The sequence below is a fragment of the Streptosporangium sp. NPDC002721 genome (genome assembly GCF_042888905.1).
In the GTDB taxonomy this organism is placed as follows: Bacteria; Actinomycetota; Actinomycetes; order Streptosporangiales; family Streptosporangiaceae; genus Streptosporangium.
In genome coordinates, this window is the sequence record NZ_JBIAQI010000032.1 from 52,425 (window position 1) to 71,230 (window position 18,806).

At 71.3% G+C, this 18,806-nt stretch carries 17 protein-coding genes; 16 read left to right on the forward strand and 1 reads right to left on the reverse strand.

Annotated features, from left to right (window positions below; all coding sequences use genetic code 11):
- Positions 1-118 precede the first annotated feature (118 nt).
- Positions 119-2,251, reverse strand: coding sequence for an elongation factor G-like protein EF-G2 (locus tag ACFYWM_RS36805; protein WP_389923836.1), 2,133 nt, complete (start codon positions 2,249-2,251; stop codon positions 119-121).
- Positions 2,252-2,537: 286 nt separating this feature from the next.
- On the opposite strand from ACFYWM_RS36805, the gene pgsA reads away from it, so the two are divergent.
- From pgsA to secF, 16 genes are all read left to right on the forward strand, one after another.
- Complete coding sequence (gene pgsA, locus ACFYWM_RS36810) at positions 2,538-3,155, forward strand: phosphatidylinositol phosphate synthase (protein ID WP_389923838.1); 618 nt, start codon at positions 2,538-2,540, stop codon at positions 3,153-3,155.
- Between the two features lie 12 nt (positions 3,156-3,167).
- Entirely contained in the window at positions 3,168-4,100 is a 933-nt protein-coding gene (locus tag ACFYWM_RS36815) for a phosphatidylinositol mannoside acyltransferase (RefSeq protein WP_389923841.1), read from the forward strand.
- On the forward strand, positions 4,097-5,275 hold the full coding sequence (locus ACFYWM_RS36820; RefSeq protein ID WP_389923844.1) for a glycosyltransferase family 4 protein: 1,179 nt from the start codon (positions 4,097-4,099) through the stop codon (positions 5,273-5,275). The genes ACFYWM_RS36815 and ACFYWM_RS36820 overlap by 4 nt, the downstream gene beginning before the upstream one ends.
- Complete coding sequence (locus ACFYWM_RS36825; protein ID WP_389923846.1) at positions 5,272-5,808, forward strand: hypothetical protein; 537 nt, start codon at positions 5,272-5,274, stop codon at positions 5,806-5,808. Before ACFYWM_RS36820 ends, ACFYWM_RS36825 begins: the two co-directional genes overlap by 4 nt.
- Before the next feature lie 115 nt (positions 5,809-5,923).
- Positions 5,924-6,943 (forward strand): DUF3048 domain-containing protein, encoded by a 1,020-nt coding sequence (locus ACFYWM_RS36830; protein WP_389923849.1) that lies wholly within the window; start codon positions 5,924-5,926, stop codon positions 6,941-6,943.
- A gap of 151 nt (positions 6,944-7,094) precedes the next feature.
- Positions 7,095-8,009, forward strand: coding sequence for a pyridoxal 5'-phosphate synthase lyase subunit PdxS (pdxS, locus tag ACFYWM_RS36835; protein WP_389923852.1), 915 nt, complete (start codon positions 7,095-7,097; stop codon positions 8,007-8,009).
- Between the two features lie 142 nt (positions 8,010-8,151).
- Positions 8,152-9,837, forward strand: coding sequence for an alkaline phosphatase D family protein (locus tag ACFYWM_RS36840; RefSeq protein ID WP_389923855.1), 1,686 nt, complete (start codon positions 8,152-8,154; stop codon positions 9,835-9,837).
- A 133-nt stretch (positions 9,838-9,970) separates the two neighbouring features.
- Positions 9,971-10,561, forward strand: a complete 591-nt coding sequence (gene pdxT / locus ACFYWM_RS36845) for a pyridoxal 5'-phosphate synthase glutaminase subunit PdxT (RefSeq protein ID WP_389923858.1) — start codon at positions 9,971-9,973, stop codon at positions 10,559-10,561.
- Positions 10,562-10,564: 3 nt separating this feature from the next.
- On the forward strand, positions 10,565-11,317 hold the full coding sequence (locus ACFYWM_RS36850) for a YebC/PmpR family DNA-binding transcriptional regulator (RefSeq protein ID WP_362874724.1): 753 nt from the start codon (positions 10,565-10,567) through the stop codon (positions 11,315-11,317).
- A 74-nt stretch (positions 11,318-11,391) separates the two neighbouring features.
- The gene (locus ACFYWM_RS36855; RefSeq protein ID WP_389923863.1) at positions 11,392-12,666 is read left to right on the forward strand and encodes a cation:proton antiporter; all 1,275 of its coding nucleotides are present in this window, start codon (positions 11,392-11,394) and stop codon (positions 12,664-12,666) included.
- 164 nt (positions 12,667-12,830) lie between these two features.
- Entirely contained in the window at positions 12,831-13,415 is a 585-nt protein-coding gene (gene ruvC, locus ACFYWM_RS36860) for a crossover junction endodeoxyribonuclease RuvC (protein ID WP_389923968.1), read from the forward strand.
- Positions 13,412-14,032, forward strand: coding sequence for a Holliday junction branch migration protein RuvA (gene ruvA / locus ACFYWM_RS36865; RefSeq protein WP_389923866.1), 621 nt, complete (start codon positions 13,412-13,414; stop codon positions 14,030-14,032). The genes ruvC and ruvA overlap by 4 nt, the downstream gene beginning before the upstream one ends.
- Before the next feature lie 157 nt (positions 14,033-14,189).
- Positions 14,190-15,248: a Holliday junction branch migration DNA helicase RuvB gene (ruvB, locus tag ACFYWM_RS36870; protein ID WP_389923869.1), complete on the forward strand. Its 1,059-nt coding sequence runs from the start codon at positions 14,190-14,192 to the stop codon at positions 15,246-15,248.
- A gap of 225 nt (positions 15,249-15,473) precedes the next feature.
- Complete coding sequence (yajC, locus tag ACFYWM_RS36875) at positions 15,474-15,839, forward strand: preprotein translocase subunit YajC (RefSeq protein ID WP_389923872.1); 366 nt, start codon at positions 15,474-15,476, stop codon at positions 15,837-15,839.
- An 84-nt stretch (positions 15,840-15,923) separates the two neighbouring features.
- On the forward strand, positions 15,924-17,681 hold the full coding sequence (gene secD, locus ACFYWM_RS36880) for a protein translocase subunit SecD (RefSeq protein WP_389923875.1): 1,758 nt from the start codon (positions 15,924-15,926) through the stop codon (positions 17,679-17,681).
- Entirely contained in the window at positions 17,681-18,733 is a 1,053-nt protein-coding gene (gene secF / locus ACFYWM_RS36885) for a protein translocase subunit SecF (protein WP_389923877.1), read from the forward strand. Before secD ends, secF begins: the two co-directional genes overlap by 1 nt.
- The last annotated feature ends 73 nt before the right edge of the window (positions 18,734-18,806 follow it).

Sequence of the window (18,806 nt, forward strand, 5' to 3'; positions counted from 1 at the left end):
GAAAAACGAAATCCTTTCGTGATGACTCTGTTACATGTGTGCATGCTGGGGGACGTGCGCCGGACGGTGCGCGCTCCCCGGGGGTGGGGCTCCGTCCGGCGCGCGTCTCACCGCCCTGTCAGCCGGTGACTTTGTCCATCAGGTGCGAGGGCAAAGGCTCGTAGCGAAGGAAGACCCGCCGGAACGTCCCCGTCCCGTGTGACATGGATCTCAGATCGATCGAGTATCGCGTGATCTCCAGCTCGGGCACCTCGGCCCTGACGAGGGTACGTCCCACCCCCACCGGCTCGGTGCCGAGCACCCGGCCCCTGCGCGAGGACAGGTCGGACATCACCGCGCCGACGTGGTCGTCGGCCACCAGGATGGACACCTCGTCGACCGGTTCGAGCAGCAGCGTGGGCACCTTGGCCGCGGCCTCCTTCAGCGCGAGCGCCCCGGCGATCTGGAACGCCATGTCGGAGGAGTCGACCGAGTGGGCCTTGCCGTCGTACAGGGTCACCCGCACGTCGACCATGGGGTAGCCGGCGAGCACCCCGCGCTGCATCTGGGTGCGCACGCCCTTCTCCACCGAGGGGATGAACTGGCGCGGCACCACGCCGCCGACGATCTTGTCCACGAACTCGAAGCCGCCGCCGGAGGGCAGGGGCTCGACCTCCAGGTGGCAGACGGCGAACTGGCCGTGGCCGCCGGTCTGCTTGACATTGCGCCCCAGGGCCTGGCAGCTGCCGCCGAAGGTCTCCCTCAGCGGCACCCGCAGCTCGGTCTTCTCCACCTCCACGCCGTGCCGCCTGCTCAGCCGGTCGAGCAGCACGTCGGTGTGGGCCTCGCCCATGCACCACAGCACGAGCTGGCGGGTCTCGGGGTTGTTCTCCAGCCGGAGCGTCGGGTCCTCGGCGACCAGCCGCTGCAGCGCCTGGCCCAGCTTGTCGTCGTCGGCCTTGGAGCGGGGCTGGATCGCCACGGGCAGCAGCGGCTCGGGCATGGACCAGGCCGTCATCAGCAGCGGGTTCTCCCGGTCCGACAGGGTGTCGCCGGTCTCGGCGCGCGCGAGCTTGGCCACCGCCGCGATGTCCCCGGCCACGCACTTGGCGGTCGTCCGCTGGTGCTTGCCCAGCGGCGAGGAGAGCGCGCCGATGCGCTCGTCCACGTCATGGTCCTCGTGCCCGCGGTCGGACAGGCCGTGCCCCGAGACGTGCACCGTCATGTCCGGGCGCAGCGTGCCGGAGAAGACCCGCACCAGGCTGATCCTGCCCACGTACGGGTCGCTGGTGGTCTTGACGACCTCCGCGACCAGGGGCCCGTCGGGGTCGCAGGTGATGCCGGAGACGGGCCTGCCGTCGATCGACATGATCTCCGGAAGGGGGTGCTCGGGCGGGGAGGGGAAGCCCTGGGTGATGAGCTCCAGGACCTCCAGCGCGCCCACGCCGGTCCCGGTGGCCAGCACCGGGTAGAAGCCGCCGCGCGCGACGGCCTTCTCCAGGTCCTCGATGAGGGCCTTGGTGTCGATCTCCTCGCCGGAGAGGTAACGGTCCATCAGGGACTCGTCCTCGCTCTCCTGGATGACGCCCTCGATCAGGGCGCCCCGGTAGACCTCGATCTGGTCGGCGTAGGCGGGGCCGGGGGAGTTCTCCGTCCGGGTGCCGGTCGCGTAGTTGTAGAACTTCTGGCTCAGCAGGCCGATCAGGCCGTTCACCTTGCCGTTGGTCACCACCGGCAGGTAGAGCGGCGAGACGCCGTCGCCGAAGGCGTCCTGGCAGGCGGCGAGGGCGTTCTCGAAGTCCGCCCGCTGGTGGTCGATCTTGGTGATCACGACCGCGCGGGGCATGTCGACCGCCGCGCACTCGTCCCACAGCATCCTGGTCAGGCCGTCCACGCCGTCGACGGCCGAGACGACGAACAGCGCCGCGTCGGCCGCGCGCAGCCCGGCGCGCAGGTCGCCGACGAAGTCGGCGTAGCCGGGGGTGTCCAGCAGGTTGATCTTGATGTCGTTGTGGACCACGGGGGCCACGGTCAGGTTCACCGAGCGTTGCTGGCGCACCTCGACCTCGTCGAAGTCGCTCACGGTCGTGCCGTCCTCGACCCTGCCGGACCGCTGGACGGTCCGCGTCGCGGCCAGCAACGCCTCCACAAGTGTTGTCTTGCCGGCACCGGAATGGCCGACCAGCACGACGTTTCTGATCATGCCGGGCCGGTCGGCCGCGGGTGCCCTCCCCGCGGCTCCCGCTGGTCCGCCGGTCGCTCTCTCCGCCACATCGCCTCCCGCGTCGTTGCCGAAGGGGCGCGGCCTGGTGGGGCCGTACCCCCGGGGTCCGCTGCCGGGCCCGCTCATCGTGCGGACTCGGTCTGTTCACCAAATACCCATGTGGCGAATATCACAAGAGGGATGTGACCATCCTCTTGCGATGGGCAGCCCTGATCGCTAAGCGCCCGGACCGTTCCGGGGTCCCGCGCCGCCCCCGCGGGCGCCGTTCCCCGCGGCTCGCCGCTCCCGTCGCCGATGCGCGCTCGCAGGCCCGGTGGCCTACGATCGGAGCGCCATGCTGAAACTTCTGCGTCCCGCCGTCACCAGGCTCCTGACCCCGCTGGGCAGGGCACTGACCCGCCGCGGGATCAGCCCCAACGCGGTCACCGCCGCCGGCACGCTCGGCACCGTCGCCGCGGCCCTGTTCTTCTACCCGCGAGGCCAGCTGTTCGTCGGCACGGTGGTGATCACCTTCTTCGTGCTGGCCGACCTCCTCGACGGGGTCATGGCCAGGATGACGGGCCCCGGCAGCACCTGGGGCGCCTTCCTCGACTCCACCCTCGACCGGGTCGGCGACGCGGGCATCTTCTCCGGGCTGGTGTTCTGGTTCGTCGTGAGCGGGCAGCGGGTGCTGGCGGGGGTCGCGCTGTTCTGCCTCGTCGCGGGGGCGGTGGTCTCGTACGTCAAGGCCAGGGCCGAGGCGCTGGGCATGACGTGCGACGTCGGCCTCGCCGAGCGGCCCGAGCGCCTGGTCGTCGGCCTGGTCTCCGCCGGTCTCGGCGGCCTGGGCGTCCCGTACATCCTGGCCGCGGGGCTCTGGCTGCTCGCCGCCGCCAGCGCGGTCACGGTCGGCCAGCGCCTGCTGCACGTGCGCCGGCAGGCCGTCTCCCACCCGCCACGGACCCTCCGCTGATCGGAAAGATCGATGACCGACAAGCCCTCCCCCCAGGACCGTCTCGTCGCCGCGGCCTTCGGCGCCGGTTGGACGGTCGTGCCCCGCCTGCCCGAGAGGCTCACCGCCTGGGCGTTCAGGGCCGCCGCCGACCGGTTGTGGAAGCGCCGGGGCAAGTCGGTGCTCAGGCTGGAGTCCAACCTCGCCAGGGTGAAGGGCACCTCGCCCGGCGACCCGGCGATCCGGGCGCTCAGCCGTGACGGCATGCGCTCCTACTTCCGCTACTTCCACGAGGTGTTCCGGCTGCCCTCGATCCCCGTCGAGGAGCTCGTCTCCCGCATGCGGGTGACCGGGGCCGAGCCCGTCTACGACAACCTCGCCAAGGGGCGGGGCGTGGTCCTCGCCCTGCCGCACATGGGCAACTGGGACCAGGCGGGCGCCTGGTTCGCCGGTACGGGCCACCCCTTCACCACGGTCGCCGAGCGGCTCAAGCCCGAGTCGCTCTTCCACCGCTACACCGCCTTCCGCGAGGGGCTCGGCATGGAGGTGCTGCCGCTCACCGGCGGTGAGGGCAACACCTTCGGCACCCTGGCCCAGCGCCTGCGCGCGGGCCTGCCGGTCGCCCTGCCGGCCGAGCGCGACCTGACCGCGAACGGGGTCGAGGTGCAGTTCTTCGGCGCGGCCACCCGGATGCCCGCCGGTCCCGGCCTGCTGGCCGTGCACACCGGGGCCGCCCTCATCCCGGCCATCCCCTACTTCGAGGAGGACGGCTGGGGGCTGCAGTTCCACGAGGAGATCGCGGTCCCGGCCGAGGGCGCCAGGAAGGAGAAGGTGGCCGTCGTCATGCAGAGCCTCGCCACCGTCTTCGAGAAGGGCATCGCCGAGCACCCCGAGGACTGGCACATGCTCCAGCGCCTCTGGCTCGAAGATCTGGAGCCCAGGGAGCCCGGGGAGCCCCGGTCATGAGGATCGGCATCGTCTGCCCCTACACGTGGGACGTGCCGGGCGGTGTCCAGGTGCACATCCAGGACCTGGCCGAGGCGCTCATGGCCGACGGCCACCACGTCTCGGTGATCTCCCCGGCCGCGGAGAACGCCGAGCTGCCCCCGTACGTGACCTCGGCGGGCCGGGCCGTCCCGGTGCCGTTCAACGGGTCGGTGGCCAGGATGTCGTTCGGGTTCCTGTCGGCGAACCGGGTGCGCCGCTGGGTGCGCGAGGGCCGCTTCGACGTGCTGCACGTGCACGAGCCGGCCATCCCCTCGCTCGGCCTGCTCGCCTGCTGGGTGGCCAGGGGGCCGATCGTGGCCACCTTCCACGCCTCGTACGGCAACTCCCGCTCCTTCTCGGTCGGGGTGCCGGTCATCATGAGCGCGCTGGAGAAGATCGGCGGCAGGATCGCGGTCTCCGACGCCGCCAGGAAGACCCTGGTGGAGTTCATGGGCGGCGACGCCGTGCTCATCCCCAACGGGGTGACGGTGAGCCGCTACGCCGAGGGCGAGCCGCTGCCCGGCTGGGACGAGGGCGAGGTGATCGGCTTCCTCGGCCGGATGGACGAGCCGCGCAAGGGCCTGCCGGTGCTGCTGGAGGCGTTCGCCCTGCTGGCCGCCGAGCGGCCGGCGCTGCGCCTGCTGCTGGCGGGGCCCGGTGACGCCGACGAGGTGCTGGGACGGGTCCCGGCCGCCTTCCACGACCGGATCGGCCTGCTCGGCATGGTCAGCGAGGAGGACAAGGTGCGGGCCTACCACACGGTCGACGTCTTCTGCGCGCCCAACCTTGGCGGCGAGAGCTTCGGCATCGTGCTGACCGAGGCGATGTCGGCCGGCGCGGCGGTCCTGGCCAGCGACATCCCGGCCTTCCGCAAGGTGCTCGACGAGGGCCGGGCGGGGGCGCTGTTCGAGACGGGCGACGCCGCGTCGCTCGCCCGCGAGGCCGCCGCGCTGCTCGACGACCCCGGGCGCCGGGCCAGGCTGTCGGAGGAGGCCCGCCTGGCCGTGCGCAAGTACGACTGGTCGACGGTCGCCCGCGACGTCCTGCGGGTGTACGAGACCGTGGCGAGCACGGCCGGGGTCGAGGAGGACGCGGTGCCGGGCGCGGCGGGCGCCGCCGTGGGAGCCGTTGGTGAGAGGGACGAGACGCCGTGACGACCACGCTGTTCCTGGCGGGCGCGATCGTGGTGCTCCTCGCCGTCTACATCTCCTGGCGGGCCGGGCGGCTCGACCGGATGCACATCCGGCTGGAGCTGGCCCGCGAGTCCCTGGACGCCGCCCTGGTGCGGCGCACCGCCGTCAGCCTGGAGCTGGCGGCCTCCCGGCTGCTGGACCCGGCCACGAGCCTGGTGCTGGCCGCGGCCGCCCACGAGGCCCGTACCGCGGGGCCCGAGGAGCGCGAGCACGCCGAGAGCGACCTGTCGCGCGCCCTGCGCGCCGTCGTCGACCAGGAGCGCTTCCGCGACCGGCTGGCCGACACCCCGGCCGGGTCCGACCTGCTGGAGGAGCTGGACGCGGCGGTGGCCAAGGTCCTGTACTCCCGCCGGTTCTACAACAACGCGGTGGGCGTGACCCGGACGGCGCAGCGCCGCTGGCTGGCCCGCACGCTGCGGCTGGCCGGGCACACCGAGTACCCGGCCTTCTTCGAGATCGACGACGTCCCGCCGAAGGCTTTGGCCGCTGAATAAGGATGATTAAGGCGTATATGAAGCGGAGTATCTGACAAGTCGGACACCGGTAAGCTCTTGGCGATTCATGACTGAGTGGCCGAGTGACCGAGTGGCCGACTTGAGGAGATGAGCCGTGCGGGTGTCCCGGATGATCGCCGTCACGCTGGCGGGAGCCGCGATCCTGGCGCCCGCCGCCGCCTGCTCCTCCGACGACCCGGCCGCGCCGGGCAACCCCGCGGGCGCGGCCGGCGAGCCCAGCCTCGCCCCGACCCCCACGCCCGAGCCGACCCACCCCTTCACCGGCCTGCCCGGCGCGGCCCGCAAGGCGGTGCTCGCGGTGAAGATCGAGAACACCTCGGCCGGCAAGCCGCAGCTGGGCCTGAAGAGCGCCGACGTCGTCTACGTCGAGCAGGTCGAGGCGGGCCTGACCCGCCTGATGGCGATCTTCTCCTCGAAGATCCCGGCCAAGGTCGGCCCGGTCCGCAGCGCCCGCATCTCCGACCTGCACATCGTCCCGCAGTTCGGCAGGCCCGCCTTCGCCTACTCGGGCGCGCAGACCAAGATGCTCCCCTTCATCGCCGAGGCGCCACTCTACGACGTCTCCGACAGCAGGGAGCCGGGCGCGTACTTCCGCCAGCCGGGCCGTTTCGCCCCCTACAACCTGTTCGCCAACACCAGGCAGCTGCTGGCCGGGGCGCCCAAGGCGAGCAGGGCCAAGGACATCGGGTTCACCTTCGGCGACGCGCCCGCCGAGGGCGGCGTGCCGCGCAAGATGTACAGCGTGAAGTACCCGGCGGCGAGGTTCAGCTTCGGCTGGTCGGAGACCGCGGGCAAGTGGCTGATCTGGCAGGACGGCAAGAAGGACATGGCGGCCGAGGGCGGCCAGCTCGGCGCGCCCACGATCGTCGTGCAGTACACCAAGACCGAGCGCTCGCAGTTCCACGACAAGAACCAGAGCTACACCCCGTTGGTGCACAGCACCGGCAAGGGCAGGGCGATCGTGCTCCGCGACGGCCAGGCCTTCAAGGCCCGCTGGTCGCGCCCCAAGGAGAAGGACGGCACCGTCTTCACCACGGAGGCGGGGGAGCCGATGAACTTCGCCCCCGGGCAGGTCTGGGTCGTGCTCGCCTCCGCCAAGCCCGTCATCCCCTGACCCGCGACCCGTACATCCTGTCCAAGAAGATCGCCCGAGAGCGACAATGCGTCGTGCAAGGGGGCAGGCCGCCAGCGCCTACGATGGAAGCGTAGTGGCCGTCCCCCGGACGGCCCGTTGACCCGCAGCCAGCCGTCGTGAGGTAGAGACCGTGTCCAGCAGCACGCCCGAAGTCAGCGAGACGACCGTCACCGGAACCGCCCGGGTCAAGCGCGGCATGGCAGAGATGCTCAAGGGCGGCGTCATCATGGACGTCGTCAACGCCGAGCAGGCCAAGATCGCCGAAGACGCCGGCGCCGTCGCCGTCATGGCCCTTGAGCGAGTGCCCGCCGACATCCGCGCCCAGGGCGGCGTCTCCCGGATGAGCGACCCCGACATGATCGACGGCATCATCTCCGCCGTCTCGATCCCGGTCATGGCCAAGGCCCGCATCGGCCACTTCGTCGAGGCCCAGGTGCTCCAGTCGCTCGGCGTCGACTACATCGACGAGTCCGAGGTGCTCACCCCGGCCGACTACGCCAACCACATCGACAAGTGGAAGTTCACGGTGCCCTTCGTCTGCGGCGCGACCAACCTGGGTGAGGCGCTGCGCCGCCTCACCGAGGGCGCGGCGATGATCCGCTCCAAGGGCGAGGCCGGCACCGGCGACGTCTCCAACGCCACCACCCACATGCGCAAGATCAGGGGCGAGATCAAGCGCCTGGGCTCGCTGCCCGAGGACGAGCTCTACGTCGCGGCCAAGGAGCTCCAGGCGCCGTACGAGCTGGTCGCCGAGGTCGCCAGGACCGGCAAGCTGCCGGTCGTGCTGTTCACCGCCGGCGGCATCGCCACCCCTGCCGACGCGGCGATGATGATGCAGCTCGGCGCCGAGGGCGTGTTCGTCGGCTCGGGCATCTTCAAGTCCGGCAACCCGGCCGAGCGCGCCTCCGCGATCGTCAAGGCCACCACCTTCTACGATGACCCCGACGTCATCGCGAAGGTCTCCCGCGGTCTGGGTGAGGCCATGGTCGGCATCAACGTCGACGACATCCCGGCCCCGCACCGGCTGGCCGAGCGCGGCTGGTAGGGCGGACGGGCCCGCGAGGCCGGGCACAGGGCGATCTCCGTCACGGAGATCGCCTTTTTCCTGACAGGGGGAGTTAACTCCGCGGTCATGGTGCTCCGCGAGGCTGACGGGCGTTCGTGCCCGATCACCCGGGAGGTTTCCCTTGTCGAAGTTCACCCGCCGGTCCTTCCTCGTCACCGGTATCGCGGCCGGCGCGGCGGCGGGCATCCCCGCCACCGCCGCGTACGCCGGTCCCGAGCCGGCCCAGGAGAGCGCCGCCTCCCTGGCCTCCCGGGGCCTGCGCTCGGACCCCTTCACGCTCGGCGTCGCCTGCGGGGACCCCGACTCCGACGGCTTCGTGATCTGGACCCGCCTGGCGCCACAGCCGCTCGCCGAGGACGGCCTGGGCGGCATGCCCGCCCGCCCCTTCCCCGTGGAGTGGCACGTCTACGGCGACGAGAGGGGCCGCCGCGTGCTGCGCCGGGGCGTGGCCGTGGCCACCCCCGAGTGGGGCCACAGCGTCCACGTCGAGCTGAACGGGCTGCCCTCCGACAGGGACTACTGGTACCGCTTCAAGGTCGGCCCCTACCTCTCGCCGATCGGCAGGGCCAGGACGGCCCCGCACGCGTTCTCCTACGGCTCGGCCCTGGCGATGGCCTTCGTCTCCTGCGCCCAGTACGAGCACGGCTACTTCACCGCCTACCGCCGCCTGGCCGAGGAGCGGCCCGACCTGGTCCTGCACCTGGGCGACTACCAGTACGAGTACCGGCGCGACACCTACACCATCCCCGGCGGCAACATCCGCCACCACGAGGGGCCCGAGACCGAGAGCCTGGCCAACTACCGCCAGCGGCACGCCCAGTACAAGACCGACCCCGACCTGCAGGCCGCGCACGCCGCCGCCCCCTGGCTGGTCGTCTGGGACGACCACGAGCTGGACAACAACTGGGCCGACGAGGTGCCCGAGAAGCCCGAGGTGCCCCAGCCGAACTTCCTCGCCCGGCGTGAGGCGGCCTTCCGGGCCTACTACGAGAACATGCCGCTGCGGCGCGCCTCCATCCCCCGGGGCGTCGACATGCAGCTCTACCGGCGCGTCCGGTGGGGGAGGATGGCCACCTTCCACATGCTCGACACCCGCCAGTACCGCAGCGACCAGGGCTGCGGCGACGGCTACGACGACTGCCCGGCGGCGGTCGACCCCGCCCGCTCGATCACCGGAGACGCCCAGGAGCGCTGGCTGCTGGAGGGCATGCGCCACTCCGGGGCGCGCTGGGACGTGATCGGCCAGCAGGTCTTCTTCGCCCAGCGCGACAACAACGCCGGGCCCGCGAAGATCACCAGCCAGGACGCCTGGGACGGCTACGTCGCCTCGCGGCAGCGCATCACCCAGGGCTGGGTGGACGCCGAGGTGCGCAACCCCGTGGTGCTCACCGGCGACGTGCACGCCCACTGGGCGAGCGACCTCAAGCTCGACTACGACGACCCCACCACCCGCACGGTCGGCTCCGAGCTGGTCGCCTCGTCCATCACCACGGGCGGCGACGGCCTCGACTCGGACCCGGCGACCCACCCGTACCTGACGATCAACCCGCACCTGAAGTTCTACAACAACCAGCGCGGCTACGTGATGACCCGGATCGAGCGCGACCTGCTCACCGCCGACTTCAAGGTGCTGCCGCAGGTGACGCAGCCGGGCGCGGCGGCGCACACCAAGGCGACCTTCGTGGTCGAGGACCGGGTTCCCGGCGTGCAGCGGACCTACCTGCGCCCGGTCGACCCCTCGGCCGCCAGGACCCCGGCCGTCGACTGGATCCAGGAGACCGTGGACCTGGAGACCAAGCGCCCCTGACCCTCGCCCACCGCCACGGGCGCCCCGGCGGATCCTCGCCGGGGCGCCCGTGCCGCGTCCGGCCGGGATTTTGGGCCCCGCGAGCGGTGGCCATACGCTGAAGGGGCAATTCACCCGCACGGAAGGACCATCGGTGACCAGCGTCCCCACGATCGGAGTCTTCGCGCTGCAAGGAGACGTGCGCGAGCACGTGCGCTGCCTGGAGGCGGTGGGTGCCAGAGCGGTCACCGTACGGCGCCCCCGCGAGCTGGAGGCGGTCGACGGCCTCGTCGTCCCGGGCGGGGAGTCCACCACGATGTGGAAGCTCGCCGAGACCTTCGAGCTGCTCGAACCGCTCCGGATGCGGATCAAGGCGGGCATGCCCGCCTACGGCTCCTGCGCCGGGATGATCATGCTGGCCGACCGGATCGAGGGCGGGATCGAGGGCCAGCAGACGATCGGCGGCATCGACATGGTCGTGCGCCGAAACGCCTTCGGCCGCCAGGTCGACTCCTTCGAGGCCGACATCGACTTCGCCGGCCGCGGCGACATGCGGGCCGTGTTCATCCGCGCCCCCTGGGTCGAATCCGTGGGTTCGGACGTCGAAGTGCTGGCGCTGGCCGAACCTGGGGATAGGATCGTCGCGGTCCGCCAAGGACCGTTGCTCGCCACGTCCTTCCACCCGGAACTTACCGGGGATGTCGGTGTGCATTCATATTTCGCTGAGATGGTGAGGGAGCTCTAGGCGATGTCCGGCCACTCCAAATGGGCGACGACGAAGCACAAGAAGGCCGCGCTCGACTCCAAGCGCGGCAAGCTGTTCGCCAAGCTCATCAAGAACATCGAGGTCGCGGCCCGGACGGGCGGCCCCGATCCGGACGGCAACCCGACGCTGTACGACGCCATCACCAAGGCGCGCAAGAGCTCGGTCCCGATCGACAACATCGAGCGCGCCCGCAAGCGCGGCGGCGGCCTGGAGGCCGGCGGCGCCGACTGGCAGACGATCATGTACGAGGGGTACGCCCCCGGCGGCGTCGCGGTGCTGATCGAGTGCCTCACCGACAACCGCAACCGCGCGGCCTCCGAGGTCCGCGTCGCGCTGACCCGCAACGGCGGCTCGCTCGCCGACCCCGGCTCGGTGTCCTACATGTTCAACCGCAAGGGCGTCGTGCTCGTCCCCAAGGGTGAGCTGGGCGAGGACGACGTGCTGACCGCGGTCCTCGACGCGGGCGCCGAGGAGGTCAACGACCTGGGCGACCAGTTCGAGGTCGTCTCCGAGGCCACCGACCTCGTCCCGGTCCGCAAGGCCCTGCAGGAGGCCGGGATCGACTACGACTCGGCCGAGTCCAGCTTCATGCCGACGATGAACGTCCCGCTCGACGAGGACGGCGCGCGCAAGGTCTTCAGGCTGATCGACGCCCTGGAGGACAGCGACGACGTGCAGAACGTCTGGGCCAACTTCGACGTCTCCGACGAGGTCATGGAGAAGCTCGACGCCTGACCCAGGTGGTTACGGTGTGATCTCGTATTGTCCGCGAGGTTTGTCCGTGTGGTCACGGGCATATCACGCGGACAATGGGCAATCCTGACCTGATCTTTGCCGTGGCGGGCGTCGCCGCGCTGCTCGCGGCCACGCTGCCCCGGCTTCTCAACCGGCGTCCCTTCTCGCTCCCGCTGGCCTGCCTGCTGGGCGGCCTCCTCCTCTACGCGCTGCCCCTGGAGCTGCCGGACCCCGATCCGGTGGCCCACCGGGCGCTGATCGAGCACGCCACCGAGATCTGCGTGCTGATCTCGCTCATGGGCGCGGGGCTGGCCATCAACCGGCCCTTCGGGCGGCGCGACTGGTCCTCGACCTGGCGCCTGCTGGGCTGGACGCTCCCGCTGACCGTCCTCGCCGTGGCCGCCGCCGCGTACGGCCTGCTGGGCTGGCCCCTGGCGGCGGCGCTGCTGCTGGGCGCGGTGCTCGCGCCCACCGACCCGGTGCTCGCCTCCGACGTGCAGGTCGGCGAGCCCGTCGACTCGGAGAAGGCCGACGACGAGGTCCGCTTCACCCTCACCTCCGAGGCCGGTCTCAACGACGGCCTGGCCTTCCCCCTGGTGTACGCCGCGATCGCGCTCGCCGTCAGCGGGGGCGTCGGCTGGATCGCCGAGTGGACGCTGGTGGACCTGCTCTACCGGTGCGCCGCGGGCGTGGTGTGCGGCCTGCTGATCGGCAAGGGCCTGGGGCGGCTGTTCTTCCGCGCCCAGAAGTCCGACCTGCGGCTGGCCGAGCACCGCGACGGCTTCGTGGCGCTGGCCGCGACGTTCCTGGCCTACGGCCTCACCGAGCTGGTGCACGGGTACGGCTTCATCGCGGTGTTCGTGACCGCCTGCACCATCAGGGCCGCCGAGCGCAGCCACGGCTACAACGGGGTGCTGCACGGCTTCATCGAGCAGATCGAGCGGTTGTTCACCGCCTGGCTGATCGTGCTGCTCGGCGGCTTCGTCGCGGTGGGCGGCCTGTCCGCGCTCACCTGGCAGGGCGCCGCGGTCGGCCTGTTGCTGCTGCTGGTCATCCGGCCGCTGACCGGGTGGCTCGCCGAGCTGGGCGGCAGGGCGGGGCCGCGCGAGCGCGTCGCGACGGCGTTCTTCGGCATCCGCGGCATCGGCTCGCTGTTCTATCTCGCCTACGCCCTCGGCCAGGCCGACTTCGGCGTACCGGCCGAGGAGCTGTGGGCCGTGGTCGCCTTCACCGTGCTGGCCTCGCTGGCGATCCACGGCATCTCGGCCTCGCCGGTGATGAACCGCCTGGACCGGCTGCGGGACAGGAAGAGCGACGAGGACACCGAACCCGCCGCCCAGCACCTGTGACCCGGGAACCCGCCCCGGCCTGTCGAAGTGCCCGTCGGCGAGCCCGTCGAACGGGCCCTTCGACGGGCCGGGGGGAGAGCCGTGCGCGGGCCGCTCCCAAGCGGTAGAGTCTGCCACCGAACAGGTGTTCGGCGAGCGGAGGCGTGTCGGTGCGGTTGCCCGAGTTGCGGGTGATGGGGGTCGATCCCGGGCTTACCCGGTGCGGGCTCGGCGCCGTCGAGGGGCGGCCCGGCGCGCCGCTGAGCCTGGTCAAGGTCGGGGTCGTCCGCACCCCCGCCGACGACGAGATCGGCGCCCGGCTGGTGGCGATCGAGGCCGGCATCGAGCAGTGGCTCGACGAGGTCCGGCCCGACGCGGTGGCCGTGGAGCGGGTCTTCGCCCAGCACAACCTCAGGACCGTGATGGGCACCGCGCAGGCCTCCGCCGTGGCGATCCTGTGCGCGTCCCGCAGGGGCCTGCCGGTCGCGCTGCACACGCCCTCCGAGGTCAAGGCCGCGATCACCGGCAGCGGCACGGCCGACAAGCAGCAGGTCGGCACGATGGTGACCCGCCTGCTGCGGCTGGACGCCATGCCCAAGCCCGCCGACGCGGCCGACGCGCTCGCCCTCGCGATCTGCCACGTGTGGCGGGGCGGGGCCCAGAGCAGGCTGGCCGAGGCCGCCGCGAAGGCGGCGGGCGCCACCACGACCCCCGCCGCCTACTTCCGCGACCGCGGCAGGGCCGGACACCCGAGAGGAGGCGCCAGGTGATCGCCTCGGTGCGAGGACAGGTGACCGCGCTCACGCCCGGCGGGGCGGTCGTCGAGGTCGGCGGGGTGGGAGTCCTCGTGCACTGCACGCCGGGCACGCTGGCGACGCTCAGGACGGGCGAGGAGGCCAGGCTGGCCACCTCGCTGGTGGTCCGCGAGGAGTCGCTGACCCTGTTCGGCTTCTCCACCGACGACGAGCGCGGCATCTTCGAGATGCTGCAGACGGCCAGCGGGGTCGGCCCCAAGGTCGCCCTGGCGATGCTGGCCGTGCACACCCCCAACGCGCTCCGGGTGGCGGTGGCCTCCGCCGACGTCAAGGCGCTGACCAGGGTCCCCGGGGTGGGCCCGAAGGGCGCCCAGCGGATCATCGTCGACCTCAAGAACAAGCTCGGCACGCCCGAGGAGGCCGTCAGCGCCGCGCTCGACGGCCGCGCCGTCGCGCCCGCCTGGCGCACCCAGGTCCACTCCGGGCTCGTCGGCCTGGGCTACTCGGGGCGAGACGCCGACGAGGCGGTCGCCGCCGTCGAGCCGCAGGCCGACGCCGAGCTGGCCGAGGGCCGCACCCCGCAGGTGGGGGCCCTGCTCAAGGCCGCGCTGCGCGCGCTGAGCGTGCGATGAGGGGCCCTGCTCAAGGCCGCGCTGCGCGCGCCGAGCGTGCGATGAGGGACGAACGCGCCGCAGGGGGACGTACGCCGGGAGATGCCGGAAGGAGCCGTCGCGCGGTGCCCGAAGGGCTCGGGCGGTTCCGCGACGCGGCGAGCAGGGGAGGGGCGGCGTGAGTTCCGACCGTGATCTGGTGTCGCCGGACGCCGAGGGCGACGAGAGATACATCGAGGCGGCCCTGCGGCCCAAGCGGCTGGAGGAGTTCATCGGCCAGGCGCGGGTGCGCGAGCAGCTGTCGCTGGTGCTGCAGAGCGCGCTGCGGCGCGACCGGCCGCCGGACCACGTGCTGATGAGCGGCGGCCCCGGGCTGGGCAAGACCACCCTCGCGATGATCATCGCGACCGAGCTCTCGGTGCCCCTCCGGATCACCTCCGGGCCCGCGCTGGAGCGGGCCGGCGACCTCGCGGCGATCCTGTCGACCCTCTCCGAGGGCGAGGTCCTGTTCATCGACGAGATCCACCGGATGGCCAGGCCCGCCGAGGAGATGCTCTACCTCGCGATGGAGGACTTCCGCGTCGACATCGTGGTGGGCAAGGGGCCGGGGGCGACCGCCATCCCCCTGGAGATCGCCCCGTTCACCCTGGTCGGGGCCACCACCCGGGCCGGCATGCTCCCCGCGCCGCTGCGCGACCGCTTCGGTTTCGTCGCGCACATGGAGTTCTACGGGGTCGACGAGCTGGAGAAGGTGCTGCACCGCTCCTCGCGCCTGCTGGGCGTCACGCTCCCCGGCGACGCCGCCCGCGAGATCGCCGGCCGCTCCCGCGGCACCCCCCGCATCGCCAACCGGCTGCTGCGCCGGGTCCGCGACTTCGCCGAGGTACGCGCCGAGGGCGTCGTCACCAGGGACGTCGCCTCCGCGGCGCTCAACCTCTACGAGGTCGACGCCGAAGGGCTCGACCGGCTCGACCGGGCGGTGCTCGGGGCGCTGCTGCGCAAGTTCGGCGGCGGTCCGGTGGGCCTGTCGACGCTGGCGGTCGCGGTGGGGGAGGAGCCGGAGACGGTCGAGGTGGTCGCCGAGCCGTTCCTGGTGCGGCAGGGGCTGCTGGCCCGCACCCCCCGCGGCCGGGTGGCGACCGCGGCGGCCTGGACCCATCTGGGGCTGGTGCCCCCGCCGGACGCCTTCGGCGCCTCGTTCCTCATCGATCTTGAGGATGATCCCGGGCGCGTCTAACGTTGGGAGTCGGTAGGGAAGTCGTACAGGATTGATCACAGATCGATGACAACTGTATCGAAATGGGAACTTCCCTGCGCGCCTGAACGTGACTTCGTTGCCGCGCTCTTAACAGCTCGCCTAAACTCCCAGCCTTGGATGGCTGTGTAGGCTGACGTGCTGAGCGGCGTGGCCGTATGTGACGTCCGGCTTCCGCCGGTCAATCTCAAGAGAGGGAGCGGCCCTGTGGGCGGCAACTATTCGAGCCTGATCATGATCGCTCTCATGGTCGTGGTGTTCTACTTCCTGCTCATCCGGCCGCAGCGCAAGCGGCAGCAGGAGCAGGTCAAGATGCAGAACAGTCTCACGCCGGGCACCGGCGTCATGACCACGACGGGTCTCTTCGCGACCGTGGTGGCCATCGACGCCGACGACGTGATCCTGGAGATCGCCCCCGGCGTGGAGACCCGCTGGGTCAAGGCGGCCATCGGCCGTGTCCTGGTTCCGGTTGACGACGCGGAGGAGGAGAATGTCAAGGCTGTCGACCACGATGTCGTGGTGACGGCGGAACAGCAGGGTGCAGACCACGACACGACGAGCAAGAAGCCGTGAGTGGCCTCACCTCCAACCCCCTATAACCGAAAGAACTGACGACCAGTGGCCCGACCGACCAGCGGCCAGAGCAGACCGGGGCGCATGCTCCTGGTGCTTCTGGCGATCATTCTCGCCATGGGCGGGGCGATGCTCCTCAACAAGGCGTACACGCCGGAGTATGGCCTCGACCTCGCCGGCGGCACGACCGTGACGCTGCAGCCCGTCACGCCGAACGGGAGCGCTCCCTCGCAGGAGAGCCTCGACCTCGCCGTGAACATCATCCGTGAGCGGGTGAACGGCAGCGGCATCTCCGACGCCGAGGTCGCCAAATCCGGCGACAACATCGTCATCTCCGTTCCCGGAGCCGGCCAGGAGGAAGTCGTCAAGCTGGTCGGCACCACCGCGGAGCTGAGGTTCCGCCAAGTGCTGGCGATCGGGGCCGGGTCGCCTCCGCCCCCGGGGCAGCTCTCCACCCAGGCGCCGACGCCGACTCCCACGCCCAGCGCCTCCGGGCGCAAGGGGAACAAGGAGTCCAAGCCCGCCGGGTCGGAGACCCCGAGGCCGGACGCGACCGCCGCGCCCGACACGGGTGCCACCCCGGCCGGGCGCGCCCTGTCGTCGGCGCTCACCAACCCGAGCCCCGGCGCCACCACCGCGCCCTCCGCCGAGCCGAGCGGCGACAAGTCCGCCAAGCCGGGCAGCAGCGCGGCCCCCGACGCCAGCGCCCCGCCGACGGCCCCGCCCGCGGCGCCCGAGGACCCCATGGCGGGCGTCGACACCGCCGGGATCGACCCCGCGGCGCTCAAGCGGTTCGAGACGCTCGACTGCGCCAAGGACGCCGGCGTGGGTGCCCAGGACGCGCCCGACAAGCAGTACGTCGGCTGCAGCCAGGACGGCAGCACCAAGTTCGTGCTGGACAAGGCGGCCGTGACCGGCACCTCGATCGACAGCGCGTCCTCCGGCGTCGACCAGACCACCGGTGAGTGGCTCGTCCAGCTCGCCTTCAAGGGCCAGGGCCCCGACCAGTGGTCGAAGGTCACCACCACCGCCTTCAACTCGCAGGCCCCCCGCAACCAGGTCGCCATGGTCCTCGACGGCGTGGTCATCTCCGCGCCCGTCATCCAGGAGCCCATCACCGGCGGCCGGGCGCAGATCTCCGGCAGCTTCACCCAGGTGACGGCCGACGAGCTGGCCAACCAGCTCAAGTACGGCGCGCTGCCGCTGAAGTTCGAGAAGAGCTCCATCGAGGAGGTCTCCTCCACGCTGGGCGCCGACCAGCTGCGCGGCGGCCTCATCGCGGGTGCGATCGGCCTGCTGCTGGTCGTCATCTACTCGATGCTCTACTACCGCGGCCTGGGCGTCGTGTCGGTGCTGAGCCTCGTGGTGGCCACGATCGTCACCTACCAGTCCGTCGTGCTGCTCGGCGCGTTCGCGGGCTTCCGCCTCTCGCTGCCGCACATCATCGGACTGATCGTCTCGATCGGTATCACCGCGGACTCGTTCATCGTCTACTTCGAACGGATCCGCGACGAGATGAAGGAGGGCCGGCGCTCGCTGCGCACGGCCATCGAGGTCGCCTGGGTCCGCGCCCGGCGGACGATCCTCATCGCCGACGCCGTCATGTTCATCGCCGCCGTGGTCCTCTACTTCCTGGCGGTCGGCGGTGTGGCCGGGTTCGCCTTCGCCATGGGCCTGACCACGCTCATCGACATCGCGGTGGTCTTCATGTTCACCAAGCCGTTCGTCGCGATGCTGGCCAGGCTGAAGTTCTTCGCCAAGGGGCACAAGCTCTCCGGGCTCGACGCCGAGCGCATGAGCGAGGCCCCCGTCGCGTCCAAGACCGTTCCGCAGGAGGCCTGATGTCCGGCATCGCGCGCCGGCTGTACCGGGGCGAGGTCGACGTCGACTTCGTCGGCCGCAAGAAGCTCTGGTACTCCCTTTCCGCAGTTCTGCTGGTGATCTCCATCGCCGGTCTGGTCTTCAACGGCCTCAACCTGGGCGTGGAGTTCAAGGGCGGGTCCGTCTTCTCCTTCAAGGCGCCGACCGCCAACATCGAGCAGGTGCGCGCCACGTTCACCGACGCCGGTGCGCACCAGGTCATCGCGCAGACGACCCAGAACGGCTGGCGGGTGACCACGGAGAGCCTCCCGGCCGACCAGGTCACCGCGGTCCAGAAGGCGGTCGCCACCGAGTTCAAGCTGCCGGCCGACCAGGTCAACCTGCAGGTCATCGGCGCCTCGTGGGGCGGTCAGGTGGCCAACAAGGCCGTCATCGGACTGATCGTCTTCATGCTGGCGATCATCCTGTACCTGACGATGGCCTTCGAGTGGAAGATGGCGCTCGCCGCCGTCGTGGCGCTGCTGCACGACCTGGTGATCACCGCCGGCGTCTACGCCTGGTCCGGCTTCGAGGTCACCCCGGCCACCCTGCTGGGCTTCCTGACGATCCTCGGATACTCGCTGTACGACGCCGTCGTCGTCTTCGACATGATCAAGGAGGTCACCGCCAAGCTCGGCACGACCTCCAAGCTCACCTACACCGAGGCCGCCAACAACGCGCTGAACCACACGCTGATCCGGTCGCTGAACACCACCCTGGTGGCGATCCTGCCGGTCGCGGCGATCCTGTTCATCGGTACCACGCTGTTCGGCGCGGGAACGCTGAAGGACCTGTCGCTGTCGCTGTTCGTCGGCATGATCGTCGGCACCTACTCCTCGCTGTGCGTCGCGACGCCGCTGCTGGTCACGCTCAAGGAGCGCGAGCCGCGCTACCAGGCGCTCGCCCGCAGGCTCGCCGCCCACGGGGGGAGTTCCGGGGTCAAGACGGTGCGCCAGCCGGTCACCGCGGGAGCCTCCAACGGCGCCGCCACGGCCACGGCCGCCTCCGCCGGTGACAAACGGAAGAAGAAGTAAGCACGGGCACATCCGCGCCTCCGCTCCCCGTACCCGGGAGCGGAGGCGTTTTCCGTACCTCCCGGTTCCCTGC